Annotated in this window: 17 protein-coding genes; 10 read left to right on the top strand and 7 right to left on the bottom strand. The window is 48.0% G+C overall.

Features of this window, described 5'->3' with window-relative positions:
* Window positions 1–953 precede the first annotated feature (953 nt).
* The 10 genes from IX315_RS03700 to IX315_RS03650 all read left to right on the top strand — a co-directional run bounded on the left by IX315_RS03700 (window position 954) and on the right by IX315_RS03650 (window position 8,551).
* Window positions 954–1,538, top strand: a complete 585-nt coding sequence (locus IX315_RS03700; RefSeq protein ID WP_211837197.1) for a hypothetical protein — start codon at window positions 954–956, stop codon at window positions 1,536–1,538.
* A 15-nt stretch (window positions 1,539–1,553) separates the two neighbouring features.
* Window positions 1,554–1,736, top strand: a complete 183-nt coding sequence (locus IX315_RS03695) for a hypothetical protein (protein WP_004319908.1) — start codon at window positions 1,554–1,556, stop codon at window positions 1,734–1,736.
* Between the two features lie 831 nt (window positions 1,737–2,567).
* Window positions 2,568–2,954 (top strand): single-stranded DNA-binding protein, encoded by a 387-nt coding sequence (locus IX315_RS03685; protein WP_211837195.1) that lies wholly within the window; start codon window positions 2,568–2,570, stop codon window positions 2,952–2,954.
* Window positions 2,955–4,507: 1,553 nt separating this feature from the next.
* Window positions 4,508–5,074, top strand: a complete 567-nt coding sequence (locus tag IX315_RS03680) for a hypothetical protein (RefSeq protein WP_211837194.1) — start codon at window positions 4,508–4,510, stop codon at window positions 5,072–5,074.
* A complete protein-coding gene (locus IX315_RS03675) occupies window positions 5,071–5,301 on the top strand; it encodes a hypothetical protein (protein ID WP_244973085.1) in 231 nt (76 codons plus the stop codon). Before IX315_RS03680 ends, IX315_RS03675 begins: the two co-directional genes overlap by 4 nt.
* A gap of 54 nt (window positions 5,302–5,355) precedes the next feature.
* Complete coding sequence (locus IX315_RS03670) at window positions 5,356–5,781, top strand: single-stranded DNA-binding protein (RefSeq protein ID WP_211837192.1); 426 nt, start codon at window positions 5,356–5,358, stop codon at window positions 5,779–5,781.
* 119 nt (window positions 5,782–5,900) lie between these two features.
* Entirely contained in the window at window positions 5,901–6,656 is a 756-nt protein-coding gene (locus tag IX315_RS03665; protein ID WP_211837191.1) for a ParA family protein, read from the top strand.
* A 7-nt stretch (window positions 6,657–6,663) separates the two neighbouring features.
* Window positions 6,664–6,936, top strand: coding sequence for a plasmid partition protein ParG (locus IX315_RS03660; protein ID WP_211837190.1), 273 nt, complete (start codon window positions 6,664–6,666; stop codon window positions 6,934–6,936).
* A gap of 553 nt (window positions 6,937–7,489) precedes the next feature.
* On the top strand, window positions 7,490–8,056 hold the full coding sequence (locus IX315_RS03655) for a ribonucleotide-diphosphate reductase subunit alpha (protein ID WP_025830721.1): 567 nt from the start codon (window positions 7,490–7,492) through the stop codon (window positions 8,054–8,056).
* Between the two features lie 3 nt (window positions 8,057–8,059).
* Window positions 8,060–8,551: an SLOG family protein gene (locus IX315_RS03650; protein ID WP_211837189.1), complete on the top strand. Its 492-nt coding sequence runs from the start codon at window positions 8,060–8,062 to the stop codon at window positions 8,549–8,551.
* 164 nt (window positions 8,552–8,715) lie between these two features.
* Here the strand turns inward: IX315_RS03650 and recD2 are convergent, their stop codons facing one another.
* Genes recD2 through trxA form a run of 7 tightly spaced genes read right to left on the bottom strand, consistent with a single transcriptional unit; the run spans window position 8,716 to window position 14,096 of the window.
* Window positions 8,716–10,959 carry an SF1B family DNA helicase RecD2 gene (gene recD2 / locus IX315_RS03645; protein WP_211837188.1) on the bottom strand — a complete coding sequence of 748 codons (2,244 nt, stop codon included), beginning with the start codon at window positions 10,957–10,959 and terminating at the stop codon, window positions 8,716–8,718.
* Window positions 10,960–10,971: 12 nt separating this feature from the next.
* Window positions 10,972–11,535 carry a flavin reductase family protein gene (locus tag IX315_RS03640; RefSeq protein ID WP_211837187.1) on the bottom strand — a complete coding sequence of 188 codons (564 nt, stop codon included), beginning with the start codon at window positions 11,533–11,535 and terminating at the stop codon, window positions 10,972–10,974.
* A 2-nt stretch (window positions 11,536–11,537) separates the two neighbouring features.
* Entirely contained in the window at window positions 11,538–11,780 is a 243-nt protein-coding gene (locus IX315_RS03635; RefSeq protein WP_211837186.1) for a hypothetical protein, read from the bottom strand.
* Between the two features lie 9 nt (window positions 11,781–11,789).
* A complete protein-coding gene (locus tag IX315_RS03630) occupies window positions 11,790–11,996 on the bottom strand; it encodes a hypothetical protein (protein WP_149876680.1) in 207 nt (68 codons plus the stop codon).
* Window positions 11,993–12,751 (bottom strand): LEM-3-like GIY-YIG domain-containing protein, encoded by a 759-nt coding sequence (locus tag IX315_RS03625; protein ID WP_211837185.1) that lies wholly within the window; start codon window positions 12,749–12,751, stop codon window positions 11,993–11,995. Before IX315_RS03625 ends, IX315_RS03630 begins: the two co-directional genes overlap by 4 nt.
* An 11-nt stretch (window positions 12,752–12,762) precedes the next feature.
* Window positions 12,763–13,797, bottom strand: coding sequence for an alcohol dehydrogenase (locus IX315_RS03620; RefSeq protein ID WP_211837184.1), 1,035 nt, complete (start codon window positions 13,795–13,797; stop codon window positions 12,763–12,765).
* Window positions 13,797–14,096, bottom strand: a complete 300-nt coding sequence (trxA, locus tag IX315_RS03615; protein ID WP_149876683.1) for a thioredoxin — start codon at window positions 14,094–14,096, stop codon at window positions 13,797–13,799. The genes IX315_RS03620 and trxA overlap by 1 nt, the downstream gene beginning before the upstream one ends.
* Window positions 14,097–14,099 lie beyond the last annotated feature (3 nt).

Below are 14,099 nucleotides of genomic sequence, written 5' to 3'. Positions count from 1 at the left end.
CTAACTGCTTATTTTATAAACATCTGATATTCATGTATTTTTGCCCAATTACAAACTTTTAAGAAACAAAACAGAAACAAAAGTGACGAGAAACACGATTTTGTTCCTTTGCCTGTTTCCCTTGCTTTCTTTCCTGTCAGATACCTTCATTTTTGTGTTTGGATGAAAAAACGATAGTTCGTTTTGTGGGCTTGATATGTTTCTTGCGGACTACCTGACTCGGTGTTTCTTTTCCCTATGATCAATCTGGTTGTCGAAATCCAAGTGTGAAATTGGCGATAGCCTTATCACTGGTACGAAGATTTTTTGCAGTCAAAGGAAGAAAGACTTCCTGCACCTCTTCTACGGTTCTTTGCTTCTGTTCCTGACGTAAGCGATCCTTACGGTTTTCGAGTTTTAGACGGACATATATACAGTTTACTTTAGGTTAGCATATATATAAGAGCTAACCAAGGTAAACTAAAGTGTTTTCCGACCTCTTGTTTCACCTCTTTTTCGATATGGTAAGCAGACGTTATTTCTGCCTACCTATATATAGTTTACTTTAGGTTAGCATATATATAAGAGCTAACCAGGGTAAACTAAAGTGTTTTTGCCCTGTCGATACTGCACTTCGTGAACTCTTTTCTCCTTTGACTGCAAAAACCTCTTATAGCCTTATCTCCACTTGTAGCGTACAGTTACACTGCTGTACCATGCTGTCTGCCATGTACCACCCCATCGGGCTCTGATAAGAATTGTGTTGCAAAGGTACCTGTCATGGCGTTCATCCTGCAAGGTCGGTGCCTGTGGTTTGTCCGTGAAATCTCCACGCTCTGATTGCGTCAGAGGTAGTATTTGACGGCAAAACCTTGCATTGATGAGCCATAACACCTTTTGGGGCAACATAATTCTTTAATCAATCCCGATGGTAGTTGGTTCTACATAAGGGAAGAAAATAAAAATTTTATCTTATGGCTAACATTTGCGACACTCAGTACAAGGTGACAGGCTCACGCAAAGCCGTGGCAGACCTTTGGAACACACTCCAAGAGTTGGAGGTGAACAGTAAGAATGTGTATCTGTATCTCTTGGCAGAACACTATGGCATTGACTACGAGAAGAAAGGTATCTCGGTGAGAGGACACATCTATTGGGCAGAGTATGAGGAGAACGTGGAAGACGATTATGCCCTCTTGTCCTTTGACACCGAAAGTGCTTGGTCTTCATGCGACTTGTTCTTTGAGGAGGTGAACAAGGCACTTGGCGACGAACTTTCAATCACTTGGCGAGAGGTTGAGCCAGGTTGCGACATCTTCTATACGCACGATGAGAACGACTTTTTTCCCGAAGAGTGTTACGTCACTGCATACGGAGAACTCTTTGAGGATTGTGAGGGTGCTTACTCCACCTTTGGCGATGCCATCAAGTTGTGGTGTGAAAAGACAGGTATCTCACAGGACGGAAGAAACGAACAGAAGATGATTGACTTCATCAATGAATACGAGTATGAGGCAGAGGACACGAACTTCTGCATCAATCCAATCACATTCGGCTAACAAGGAGGAACGGATATGGCAACGATAGACATGGAGCAGTTGGACGGCGTTGTAGGGTGTTTCTGCACCTTGCTTTATCCCCGAAGAGGTCAGACAGAGGGAACGATTGTCGAGGACTTGGGTTGTGAGGTCATTGTCCAGCTCATCAACGGCAAGGAGGTGACAGAGTACAAGGATGACGTTGTCATCTGTGAATAATCAAGAGAAAGAGTCTGTTGGCTATGTGGCTTGCAGACTCTTTCTTCCTTTGACTGCAAAAACTCTTTTAGGACAATCCTCCAATGAGGTTATGGCTGTTGTAACTGAAATACCTTGGGAGCAAGTTGTGCGGTTTGCTCACTTGCTCCAGTCCTGTTATAGAAGCGATGCTTCGACACCTGTTTAGCGACACGTCCCCAAAGTCCCTTCGCCATTTTAAGCAACCCGTCACCTTGTTATAGGAATGGTCATTTCGCCTTTTGGTTTTACTCGTCTGTCTTTTGCGACTCTTCCTTGTCGGACACAGAACTTGGCTTTGGCATGATGACAGTGCTATCGGCAATCCTCTGATGTCTGTCCTCTTTTGGCTTGATGCCTCTATTGGTAAGCTGACCCTTTGGCTTGTCGTTCGTTGTGCATCATTGTTCATGCTCCTCCATCTTCTGCTGATACAGCTGTAAGGTCGGATTTCCCACTTCGTTTCTCCAGGCATACCGCCATAGCAGTGCCTCTGTCAGTTGCATACGGATTGCCTCCTTGCTTACAACCTTTGTTCCATTGTTTGGCTCCGTCTTTTTCTGAATTGAGTTATTTGAAAGCCACTTATTTTTACCATGCAAAGGTAGCGTGATGCTGCGAAGGACTTCCTCCTTCTTGTGTGGCCGCTATAGCTATGACCAATAAAATAGTGCGTAATCTTCCTTTTTCTCCCTTACCGCCAACGACAAAAAGAGTATTGCGAACGATTTTCATGGTGCTTCCCACATGGTGCCACATCCCTGCTTTTGAATGCATGTAAAAATTAAGTTTCACTTTTAAATTCAATTCAAAATGAAAAAGATCGAGAACAACTTCACAGTTTCAGGTTTCGTAGGTAAGGATGCAGAAATCCGTCAGTTCGCAAACGCCAGCGTAGCACGCTTCTCATTGGCAGTAGGCCGTCAGGAGAAGAACGGCGAGGAAACCAACCGCATATCGGCTTTCATGAATATGGAGGCATGGCGCAAGAATGAGCACACCGAATCATTCGACAAGCTCACAAAAGGCACATTGCTCACCGTTGAAGGTTTCTTCAAGCCAGAGGAATGGACAGACAAGGATGGCGTGAAGCACTCCAGAATCATCATGGTTGCAACCAAGTTCTACGAGTGTCCCGACAAGGAGGAGACTCCTGCGGAAGAGCCGGCCAAACCAGCAACCAAGAAAGGCAAGAAATAGCCTTTCCTCTCCATAACAAGGCGACCTTCGGGTCGCTTTTGTTTTGCTCTGGGATATCAATATGCTGTTATAGCGTTTATCTCTTCTCAGATAACAACCATGTTCATTTATAGGCCATAACGGGGAAGCCGTCTTCCTTTATTCTAACCACTTCGTCCCTCACCATTTGCGAAGCGTCACCAAGATGGTTGGCATGCAGACATTCCCGGCTGATGGCAACAAGGTTGCTATTAGCCAAGAAAGACAGTATGCCAAGGTCTGAATGCGAGAGGACTGCCATCTATGCCACAAGATGCCGAAGTCGGGACTTCTGATAATTGTGTCCTTTACTGGCTATCCACTCGCCTTGATATTCAGACCGTCAATCTTGCGACAGCTTCACTACCCACCCACACCTGCTTTACTATTCTTCTTCTCTTTGACTGCAAAATATCTTCTGTTATAAGCGGTGGTTCCGTCCACATGCGTTGTACCGCTTCGCCCCACACCTTCAGAACGGCATTACTGTACGGACACCGCACGAATACCCATGTGACAGGCAGCCTACAATGGCACTATCAGAAACTGGCACTTCTGATAACTGCCTTTATTGCTGTCTGGCTGTCCCATTGTCGGGCTTCGGCAATGACCGTGTAATGCCATTCTGCCCACCCATACCACTTTTACCACTAATCAACTGTTTTACAATATTTCTTCTGCTATACAAGAGCCAGTTCTTGTCCTCTCAGGCATATTGAATGTGGCAGACAGGTCTGCTACGTCCAATCTGCCTCAGTGTCCTGCGGCAAAGACAAGGCACATTTGTCATGCTGACAAGAGTGCCCGATTTGTCCGTTACGCAACTGTCTCTTCTTACCTGATATACGTTACTATCTACCTCTAAATTATACTGCTTTGCCCCACGCCTTTGCGAAGTGTTACATGGTCTGTCGTCATACAGACATCCTTGGCTGATGGCAACACGTTGCTATTAGCCAAAGCTGACAGTATGCCGAAGTACCGACGCGAGAGAATTGTCTGTCCGTGATACAAGCTATCAAGGCTGAAGCTTTGATGACTTGCATCCCGGTCAGCCAACACACTCGCTTTATGTCGGTACAGCAGACCTGCAAACACTTCACTGCCCACCCTGTTCCTGTTTCACCCATTCTTCTTACCTCTTTATATATTATACATCATTCCTCTTGCAGACAATATCAATGATCTTCTTCCAATCAGCGCAGTGGTAGGCATATTTCCTGCAAAGTTAGCCGCCTCTGAGACAATCGTCAAATTCTGCTTGAGGTCTTGTGACTGTGAACAATCTTCCTTTTCCTCGGAAAAGAGTATTCTTCACACATAATTTGTCTTTATGTCTTTTTTGCGGCTTGTGGAAGCAGAAAATATCCCTCCACAGGCTGAAAGGCCTCGAAAGGAGGGAAAAAAGAAACGGTTAAGCGAACGCAGAGGGAATTTATTCACTATGCTGAGCGTAAGTTTCTTCAACGTTGTTAAAAACAAGTCCAGCGACATGGGCGACAAACTTATTTGTATCATAAAAAAATTGAAAGGCAATGAAGATTATCATCCTGCATGATGCTGACGCACGCATCGAGTATCTTGACGTAGCCGACCATCTTATCGGCTCAGACATCGAGGAGTTTCTTACCAGACAGGGCTTCTCAGTGAACAACATCACATGGCTTGTCACATCGGCAGACCATATCCCAGTGGTTTACCACAAGTACGACATCGACCGCAAAACCGGCGAGGCGACTCACACCCAACGAGAGGCAGAACTGCAAGACCTCACTATCCATGGACAACTCCAGGCATTGAAGCACCGGGAACAGGACGAACTGAAAGTAGCTCTTCGCAAGTACGGCACGGAAGTGGACGGAGGCTTTGAGGTGCATTTCGAGGGAGAACAGCCCATCGTGGCAGGTTATCTCTTTGACGAGCCTCGTGACATCGTCATAGATGCAGCTCGTTTGGATGCTGACGGCAACTTGTCGCTTCTCGGAGAGGACAAGGAAGTGAGGGATGGACAATACGACATAGAGCCAAACGACATATTTGGCGGTCAGTTGGACTATGTCACGTCGAGTATAGGCGCATGGATGAAGGAGGAGTATGTATGACCCAGTGCATCGTATATGACGAGACTACCAAGGAGAGCGAGACCTTTTGCTCATTGACCGCTGCCAAGAAGTGGATGCGAGAGCGCATCAAACAGAAGCATGAGGTAAGTGGACAAAAGTACAGGGTCTATGCCGACGGAGAGTTTGTTAATTGTGGCTCTATCAGTCTCACAGGCTGCAACAAGTCTTTTGTCGCCAATACAAGGCAGACTAAGAAAGGATATTAAAATAACAAGGTAACGGCAAGCCCCACCAACTTGCCACTATAACATTTTCACATTATGATTTACACTCACACTATCGGACGCATCGGAGCAAAGGATTGCCGCGTCATCACAGGAACACACGGAACATTCATGGCTGTTGACATCGCAGTGGACGACTACAGCAAGGGCAAGCAAATCACCACTTGGGTAAGGGTGAAGAGCAGCAAAGAGAACCATATCCGCTTGGCTGAATACCTCACCAAGGGTCGTATGGTGCTTGTGGAGGGTACGTTGACCTCTTCCATTTGGACAGACCGCAACGGAGAGAACCACATACAGCATAGCATCATAGCTGACTCCATCGCCTTTGTCAATGCAGGGAAGAAGGATGCAACCGACACACCTGCAACAAAGGCACGCAAGGCAGCCAAGGCAGAGGGCGAGGCTCCCGTACCGCCAGCAGATGCACCGCAGGACAAGGGCGATGACCTGCCCTTCTGAAGGTTGTATAGACTAAGAGTAGTACGTACTAATCGTAGTAAATCCTATTTTGCTATGGTTAGTATGTACTATCAGTAGCAGAATAGTAAAGTAGTATTTACTAATAGTAGTATCACGTTATGACACAGATAATTGCAGTATTAAATCACAAAGGCGGCGTGGGGAAAAGCACGACCGCAGTAAGCCTTGCAGCAGCCCTGCAACTGAGTAAGAAGCACGTCTTGGCTATCGACATGGATGGACAAGCCAACCTCACGGAAGCTTTTGGATTGTCCATCGAGGAAGAGCAGACAGTCTATGGTGCAATGTGCGGACAATACCATTTGCCGTTGGTCAAGTTGGCTAACGGTATTACGGTTGTTCCTTCTTGCCTTGACCTTTCAGCGGCAGAGTCAGAGCTTATCAGCGAGCCGGGACGGGAACTTATCTTGAAGGGACTTATCACCAAAGCCATAGCCAAAGAGCATTTCGATTACGTCATCATCGACTGCCCACCATCCTTGGGTTTGCTGACTTTGAATGCCCTCACCGCAGCAGACTACATCATCATCCCTGTTCAAGCGCAATACCTTGCCATGAGGGGTATGGCAAAACTGATGGACATCATTCGCATAGTTCAGGAGCGGCTTAATCCCAACCTCAAAGTAGGCGGCATCGTCATCACGCAGTTCGACCGCCGCAAGACGTTGAACCGCAGCGTGAGGGAAATCGTCAATGACAGTTTTCACGAGAAAGTCTTCAAGACCGTCATCCGTGATAATGTGGCTTTGGCAGAAGCCCCCATCAACGGCAAGACCATATTCGAGTATAACCCCAAGTCCAATGGTGCCAATGATTATATGTCTTTGGCAAAGGAAGTGTTGAACCTAAAATAGCATAGTCATGAGCAAGAGCAGTATGTTGAAAGAGGGAATGAAAGGCGGTCTCAACGGACTCCTTTCTTCCACAAAGAAGCCCACAAAGGAGCAGATAGCCACAGAAATGGACTCCTCACAATCCGTTTCTGAGACTACCGAAGTGCCGGTGCATTGCAACTTCCTTATCAACAAGAGCATCCACACGAGGATGAAGTACCTCGCCATCAAGAAAGGGATGTCCTTGCGTGATATTGTCAACGAGGCAATGACCGAATACCTAAAGCGGCATGATACATGAGTGCCGTGCGGTATCATCGCCGGACAGACGATGATACCGCTATCTCTTCTATGAACAGGCTTTACTATCTGTAGTATGGTAGTAAACACTATTCGGCTATTGTACTACTCGTAGTCGATACTACTTTTAGGAAATACTATCCAAGCCTAATATAAGACATTGGTGCTTGACATTTATAAATACGCATCTTGCCCGATATAAGGTTTTTGTCCCTACATTTTCAAACCATTTTCTCTTTTCCCTTATATCAACTTACGTTCATCCCCAAATACAGCTTCGTCCCACGCCATCCCGCCCTGGTTCCTCTTTTACATAACAGATTTCTTTTCGCCTGCCTTGCCGCTGCGGATATTGTTTTGCAAAGGTAATGCTGGCGATTGTTCAAACACCAAATCGTCCATTGCATTTGACCGAAAAATCTTCCTCTGCTCGCAGAGCGTATTTCTCGCTCCCGATTTGGCTTTTTGTTCGCCATCACTCTTGAAAAGCAAAAAATATCCCTTGGGCAGGCAGGAAAAGCCTCCGAAAAAAGGGAAGAAAAAACATCAGAGCAATGGCACACAAGAATGACTATCAAATCCAAAAGCAGTTAGACAAGCCTCAGACTTGGTTCTGCAAATACTATCCCGCACGCATCCGCAATGTGGGTGAGAAAGAGATTGCCGACAGACAATTAGTGTTCGATTTCAAGGACGGAAGAGCCTACGAGGAAGTGGCGCAGCGCACCGCAGAGAATATGCTGACACTCTACGGCAAGGGTTGCGTGAACATCGTCTTCGCCCCCGTTCCGGCATCCACAAGCGAAAGCAACGAACTCCGCTACAAGGCTTTCTGCCACAGGGTTTGTGAACTGACAGGAGCGGAAAACGGCTACGAGCACGTGAGGGTATGCGGAGAGCGTAAGACCATCCACGATAACCGCAAAAACGAGGATGAAGTCCGCAAGGCGAATGTCGTTGAGTTTGATGAGCCGTTCTTCGACAATAAAATGGTGTTGGTCTTTGACGATGTGATAACCAAGGGTCTCAGCTATGCCAAGTATGCCAACCAACTCGAAAGTCTCGGGGCATGTGTTATTGGCGGTATGTTCCTCGCACGCACACATTATAAAGTAAGGTAAAGTATGACAAAGTACGACAAGGCAGTGTCCGTATGCTTCAGCGGACACCGCAGCGTACCCTTCGCCAAGCGGAGGGAGTTGAAGCAATGTCTCAAATCGGAGATAGCCAAGGCGTATGCCGACGGCTACCGGTATTTCTATTGTGGCATGGCAATGGGATTTGACCTGCTGGCGGCAGAAGCCGCCCTTTCGTTGCAATGCGAGTTGAAGGACTTGCAGGTGATAGCCGTTGTGCCGTTCCGTGGTCAGTCTGACAGGTGGAGCAAGGAAGAGCAAGCCAAGTATGATGCCATCCTACGCATCGTGGATGAAGTGGTCGTATTGAGCGAGCGATACTACAATGGCTGCCTTCTGAGGCGCAATGACTACATGGTCAACCACAGTTCAAGACTCATAGTCTACTTCGATGGCAATCCCAAGGGCGGCACGTTCTACACCGTCAGAGAAGCCAAGCAGCAGGGCTTGGACATAGTGAATCTTCATAATAGTGTATAACCCATAAAACAGAAAATGCTTATGGACGATATTGTTGCAATCATCGTTTGCTACTTCGTGTTCGGAGCTTTGGGCAATGTGCTCAGAGCTTTGTTCGGCGGAGAGAGACGAAACGACTTTCGCAGAGACAGATGAGCGAGTCTTCAACCGTTTCATAGAGTGTACTACGACTTTTCTTTGTCGCCGTATTGTACTCTCTCTTCCGCTGCCATCTGAATTGCCTCAGTAGGCAGTGCGTATTGCCGTGCGCTGTTTGGTGCAGTGGCGGCGGAATCAGTGGCGACGGGGGCAAGACGTTCCTTCAGCCGGGTGTTGCGCTTCAACACCTTCATGTTGTGAATGGCGTAGGCAAGGGCTTTGGTCTGACCCACCAATACACAAATCTTCTTGGCACGGGTGATTCCTGTATATATGAGGTTGCGCTGGAGCATCACATAGTGGGTCATCAGCACCGGCATCACTACAATGGGATATTCTGACCCTTGCGACTTGTGGATAGTGGTGGCGTATGCAAGGGTCAGTTCGTCCAGTTCCGACGCTTCATACTCCACCATCTGACCGTCGAAATTCACCGTCAGCGTGCGTTCTTCCATATCCACGGAGCGCACATAGCCGAGGTCGCCGTTATATATATCCTTGTCGTAGTTGTTGCGCAACTGCATCACACGGTCGCCCTCCTTGAAGGTGTAGCCACCACGGACGAGTGCCGCCGTGTTGTGGTTCAGTGCCTGTTGCAGAGCCATATTCAGGTTGGCAGCCCCCACCACGCCGCGCTGCATGGGCGTGAGTACCTGTATGTTCGCCGTCGGCTGGCGGTAAGCCTTGGGCAGTCGGTCGCGCACTAACGAGACGATGGTCTCCGCCACCTTCTCCGGCTCTTCCTGCTTCATGAAGAAGAAGTCGGTGTGCTGACCATTGCTGATGTCAGGAAAGCAGCCACGGTTGATGGCATGGGCACTCATCACGATGCGGCTCGACTGTGCTTGTCGGAAGATGCGTGTCAGTCTTACCACTGGGATGACACCAGAATCTATGATGTCGCGCAGCACATTGCCAGCTCCCACACTGGGCAACTGGTCGATGTCGCCAACGAGCACTAAGCGCATCGTCGTGGGCAGTGCCTTCGTGAGGTTGTTCATCAGGATGATGTCTATCATCGAGCATTCATCCACAATCAGTGCATCCCCCTCCAAGGGGTTCTCGTCATTCCGTTTGTAGCCGTCCTGCGGATTGTATTCCAGCAGTCGGTGGATGGTCTTCGCCTCCATGCCTGTCGCCTCGTTCATCCGCTTGGCGGCACGACCGGTGGGAGCGGCAAGCAGTATGCGCATACCTGCCGACTGCAGTGCGGCGATGATGGCCTTGGTCGTGGTGGTCTTTCCCGTGCCTGGTCCACCCGTGAGCACCATCACTTTCGAGGCTATGGCCTGTCGGATGGCTTCCACCTGCACCTCGTCATATTCAATGCCAGTCTCTCTTTGCAGTTTGCCAAGGTCAAAGCGAGTGGTGAATATAGAACCCTCTTCTTTCGTATGTACCAATGTGTTCAGGCGGTTTGCAGTGCCGCACTCGGCATAATAGAACGGCGGCAGGTAGATGGCAGTGCCGTCGAGCATCAGGTCTTCCGTCTCGATGGCATGGGTCATGGCGGTGCGGATGCACTCCTCGTCGGCTTCGAGCATCTGCTTTGCCGTGGCTATCAACTGTTCCTCCTCCGCATAGCAATGCCCCTCGTCTGCCAATTGGTTGAGCGTGTAGATGAGTCCGCTACGTAACCGCCTCTCGTCGTTCATCTCATATCCCATTTTGCGGGCGATGCCGTCGGCGGTCTTGAAGCCGATGCCCCAGATGTCATCAGCCAGTCGGTAGGGGTTCTCCTTCACCTTATCGATGCTCTCCTTGCCATACTGACGGTAGATTTTCGCTGCGTATGCCGTGCTCACTCCGAAGCCCTGCAGAAAGAGCATCACGTTCTTGATGTCCTTCTGCTTCTCCCAACTCTCACGTATCTTCTCCACACGCTTCTTGCCGATGCCCGGCACCTCGTAGAGCCGCTCAATGTCTGTCTCGATCACTTCGATGGTGTCCGTTCCGAAATGCCCAACGATGAGTTTGGCGAACTTCGGGCCTATGCCTTTCACCAGTCCGCTGCCCAGGTATTTCTCTATGCCATAAGCCGTGGCAGGCATCACCTCCTCCCACGTCTCGCACTGGAACTGCTGTCCGTACCGCTTATCCACCCTCCATTCGCCTTCGCATAGCAACACCGACCCTGCCGGCACTTCCAGCAGGTTGCCCACCAAGGTGACGTGGTCATCGTACCCTTTCACCTTGACTTTCATCACCGAATAGCCGTTCTCGGCATTCTGGTATGTGATGCGCTCTACGACGCAACGGAGTTTGGTCATGCTTTTCAATCCTTATTTCAACTGCTTGCCGTCTGCAAACGCATTGCCCACACGCTGCCCCAAGGCGATATAGCCGTGATGAACAGGGTCGTAGGTGATGAGCTGCATCTTCTCCACGTCTGGTTTGCTATCCTCGGCAAGAAACTTTTCATCTACCAGAATGTTCACTATCTCAGCCACGATGTAATAGCCCTCTTCCGACTCGTCTATTTTCTCTTTGATGCGACATTCCAATGTCATAGGGAAGTCTGTAAAGACGGGAGCGTTTACATTCTTCGACTTCTCGACGTTCCAACCTGTCTTCGCCATTTTATCCGCATCGTTCTTGGCAGATACGATGCCTACGAAATCTGCTGCCACCATGGTCTGCTTTGTAGCAAATGCCACGGTGAAGTCAGGGCAGTTGTTCAGGTTCTCCGTAGTGGCATGTGCGCCCATGGCAATCATAATTTCCTTTGCGTCCCATTGACCACCCCAAGCAGCGTTCATTGCATTGGGCTTGCCGTTCTTGTCGTATGTGCCGATAATCAGTACCGGCTGTGGAAGCATCCAAGATTTTTGTCCAAATGATTTCATTTTTATTCTATTTGTTGTGTTATCAATTTATTCAACTTATCTTCTCGTATTACCTTCGGTTGTGCCTTACCTGCCAAAACGAGAATCTTCTTCCCATTCCTGTATATGTGCAGCTGCCTGCTTCTAACGATAGCCGTCAAGGTCTCATCATCCTGCATGGCTTGCCATATCGGATAATACACACCTTCGGGTTCAAACAGCATCTTTTGAAGGAGTGAGCACATATTGGTCGTATCTATTGTCATATCGTTACGTCATATCATTAACATGATTCTGCCAGCTTCTTTTGTGAACATTTCAGGGAAGTGGCAGATTGTTGCATACACCTGCTTGCTTGTCACAGGCTGACCGTCCTTTCTCAGGTGCAGCCCATTACGATTGATGGCATCGGCTATCTGGTCAGTTGTCATGCCGCCATTTCGCTTCACCATCACATATACTATGGCTTCTTCTATCTTCATTTTGTCGTTATATATCTAATAGCACCACCTCTACCGAAAGGGTATTCACTGACATCTTTATTCATATAAAGAGAATCCGAATAGGTATTTCCTTCAAAGCAGCAACGAGGTTTTGGAAAGATAGTACCGTCCTCTGCTTGCGTGACAAATGAATATGACTTGACTTTAATGACACATCTAACAACACCTTTATATACGCCAAGTACATATCCTATGTGTGATGCCTTTTCACTACTTATTTTCCAATATTTACGAGTTGACTCATAAATGTCGTATCTCTTATAAACCCCATTAGCTTTAGCTTGATTATAACTTTGATTGAGATTTACCAAAAGTATGTAATCCCCATTCTTTATTTCAATCTTTGGGCAATCATATAAGATGTTGAGTTCTTCTATGCTCATAATACCTTCATCCCATTGGTGGTGACCAGCCATGAGATTGGTCAACTGGTTATTGTGATTGAATCTTGAATATGTCAGCATGTCTATCAAGGTGGACTCTACCAGATATGCTTCTTTTTCTTCAAGATTATGACGGACAATGTAGTGAGCTACCTCTTTCCCCTCTGATATGATGCTTCGAATGGTGTCAAGTTTCAGATTAGGGGTATTATCTAAAAGAGCAGCCTCTGCATGTTGGAAAACCCTGTTTCCCTTACCTTTGCCTATGTAGAATATTTTACTGTTTCTTGGATCAACCAAGGCATACACATAATATCCTAAAGCCTCTTTGACTTTCTGTCTGAATTCCATATCTACGATTATTAGTTGATTATGGCTACTTTAATGACTCCATCCCGCTTCTGCTCGAAAAGTTCGTAGGCTTCCGCTATCCATGCAAGCGGATAGCGGTGCGTGATGAGCGGAGTGGTATCTATCTTGCCTTCTTTGATGAGCTGAAGTATCTCTTCGCAGTCACAGCCGTCCACACCTCCCGTCTTGAAGGTGAGGTTCTTGCCGTACATCTGAGGCAGTGGCAGCACCTGTGGCTCGTCGTAGAGGGCTACAATCGTTACTATGGCGTTTGGTCGTGCACATTGCCATGCCAGTTGGAATGTGTCCTTACCTCCCGCAACCTCCATCACCCGGTCGGCTCCTCCGTGGTCACTGTGCTTCATAACAAAGTCGGGACATCTCTCTGGTGTAGTCAGCAGGACATGGGGATAGTGTTGCTTGACGAAGGCGCGTCTTTCTTCTGATTTCTCACAGACGATGATGCGCTTGGGATGTTTCAGCATCGTGCAGAGCAAGGAGCAGATGCCTGTAGGTCCTGCTCCGATAATCAGCACAGTGTCATCTTCCGTAATCTCACTGATGCGAGCTGCCCAGAAACCTGTGGCCAACACGTCACCCACAAACAATGCCTGTTCATCGGTCACGCCATCGGGAATGTGGTTAAGCCCCTGCTGTGCCAAGGGTACTCGCACATATTCCGTCTGACCTCCGTCGATGCGACAGCCAAGTGCCCATCCTCCATGTGGGGAGGTGCAGTTGTTCACATAGCCATGTTTGCAGTAGAAGCATTCTCCGCAAAACGTCTCCACGTTCACCGTCACACGGTCGCCTTTGCGGAATCCCTGGACTTCAGTACCCAGTTCTTCCACAATGCCAACCATCTCATGGCCAACGGTTATTCCCGGCACAGCCCTTGGTACACTGCCATGCTTGATGTGCAGGTCGCTCGTACAGATACTGCTCATCGTCACACGAACGATAGCATCCGTGGGCTCCTGTATCGTAGGTTTTGGCTTATCCACTAACTCGAACCTACCTTTATCTATATATGTATATGCTTTCATTACTTCAAGAATGGGTCAATCGTTGCCAACAACTCTGATTTCTGCATCACACCGCTTGTTCTCCACAGCACTTCGCCGTGTTTGAACAACATGAGCGTAGGTACAGACTGTATGCCATACTGGCTTGCAGTCACCCCATACTTGTCCACATCCACCTTGATGATGCGGATTCTGTCACCCAATACTTCCTTCACCAGCTCCAAGATGGGGTGCATCATCTTGCATGGCTGACACCATGTGGCGAAGAAATCGACCAAGACCAGTTGGTCGCCTGATATAACGTCTTTGAATGTTTCCATTGT

This window comes from Porphyromonas levii (assembly GCF_018206105.1).
GTDB lineage: Bacteria > Bacteroidota > Bacteroidia > Bacteroidales > Porphyromonadaceae > Porphyromonas_A > Porphyromonas_A levii.
Note: the sequence above shows the minus strand (reverse complement) of the source record. Positions and strands in the feature narration are given on the sequence as shown.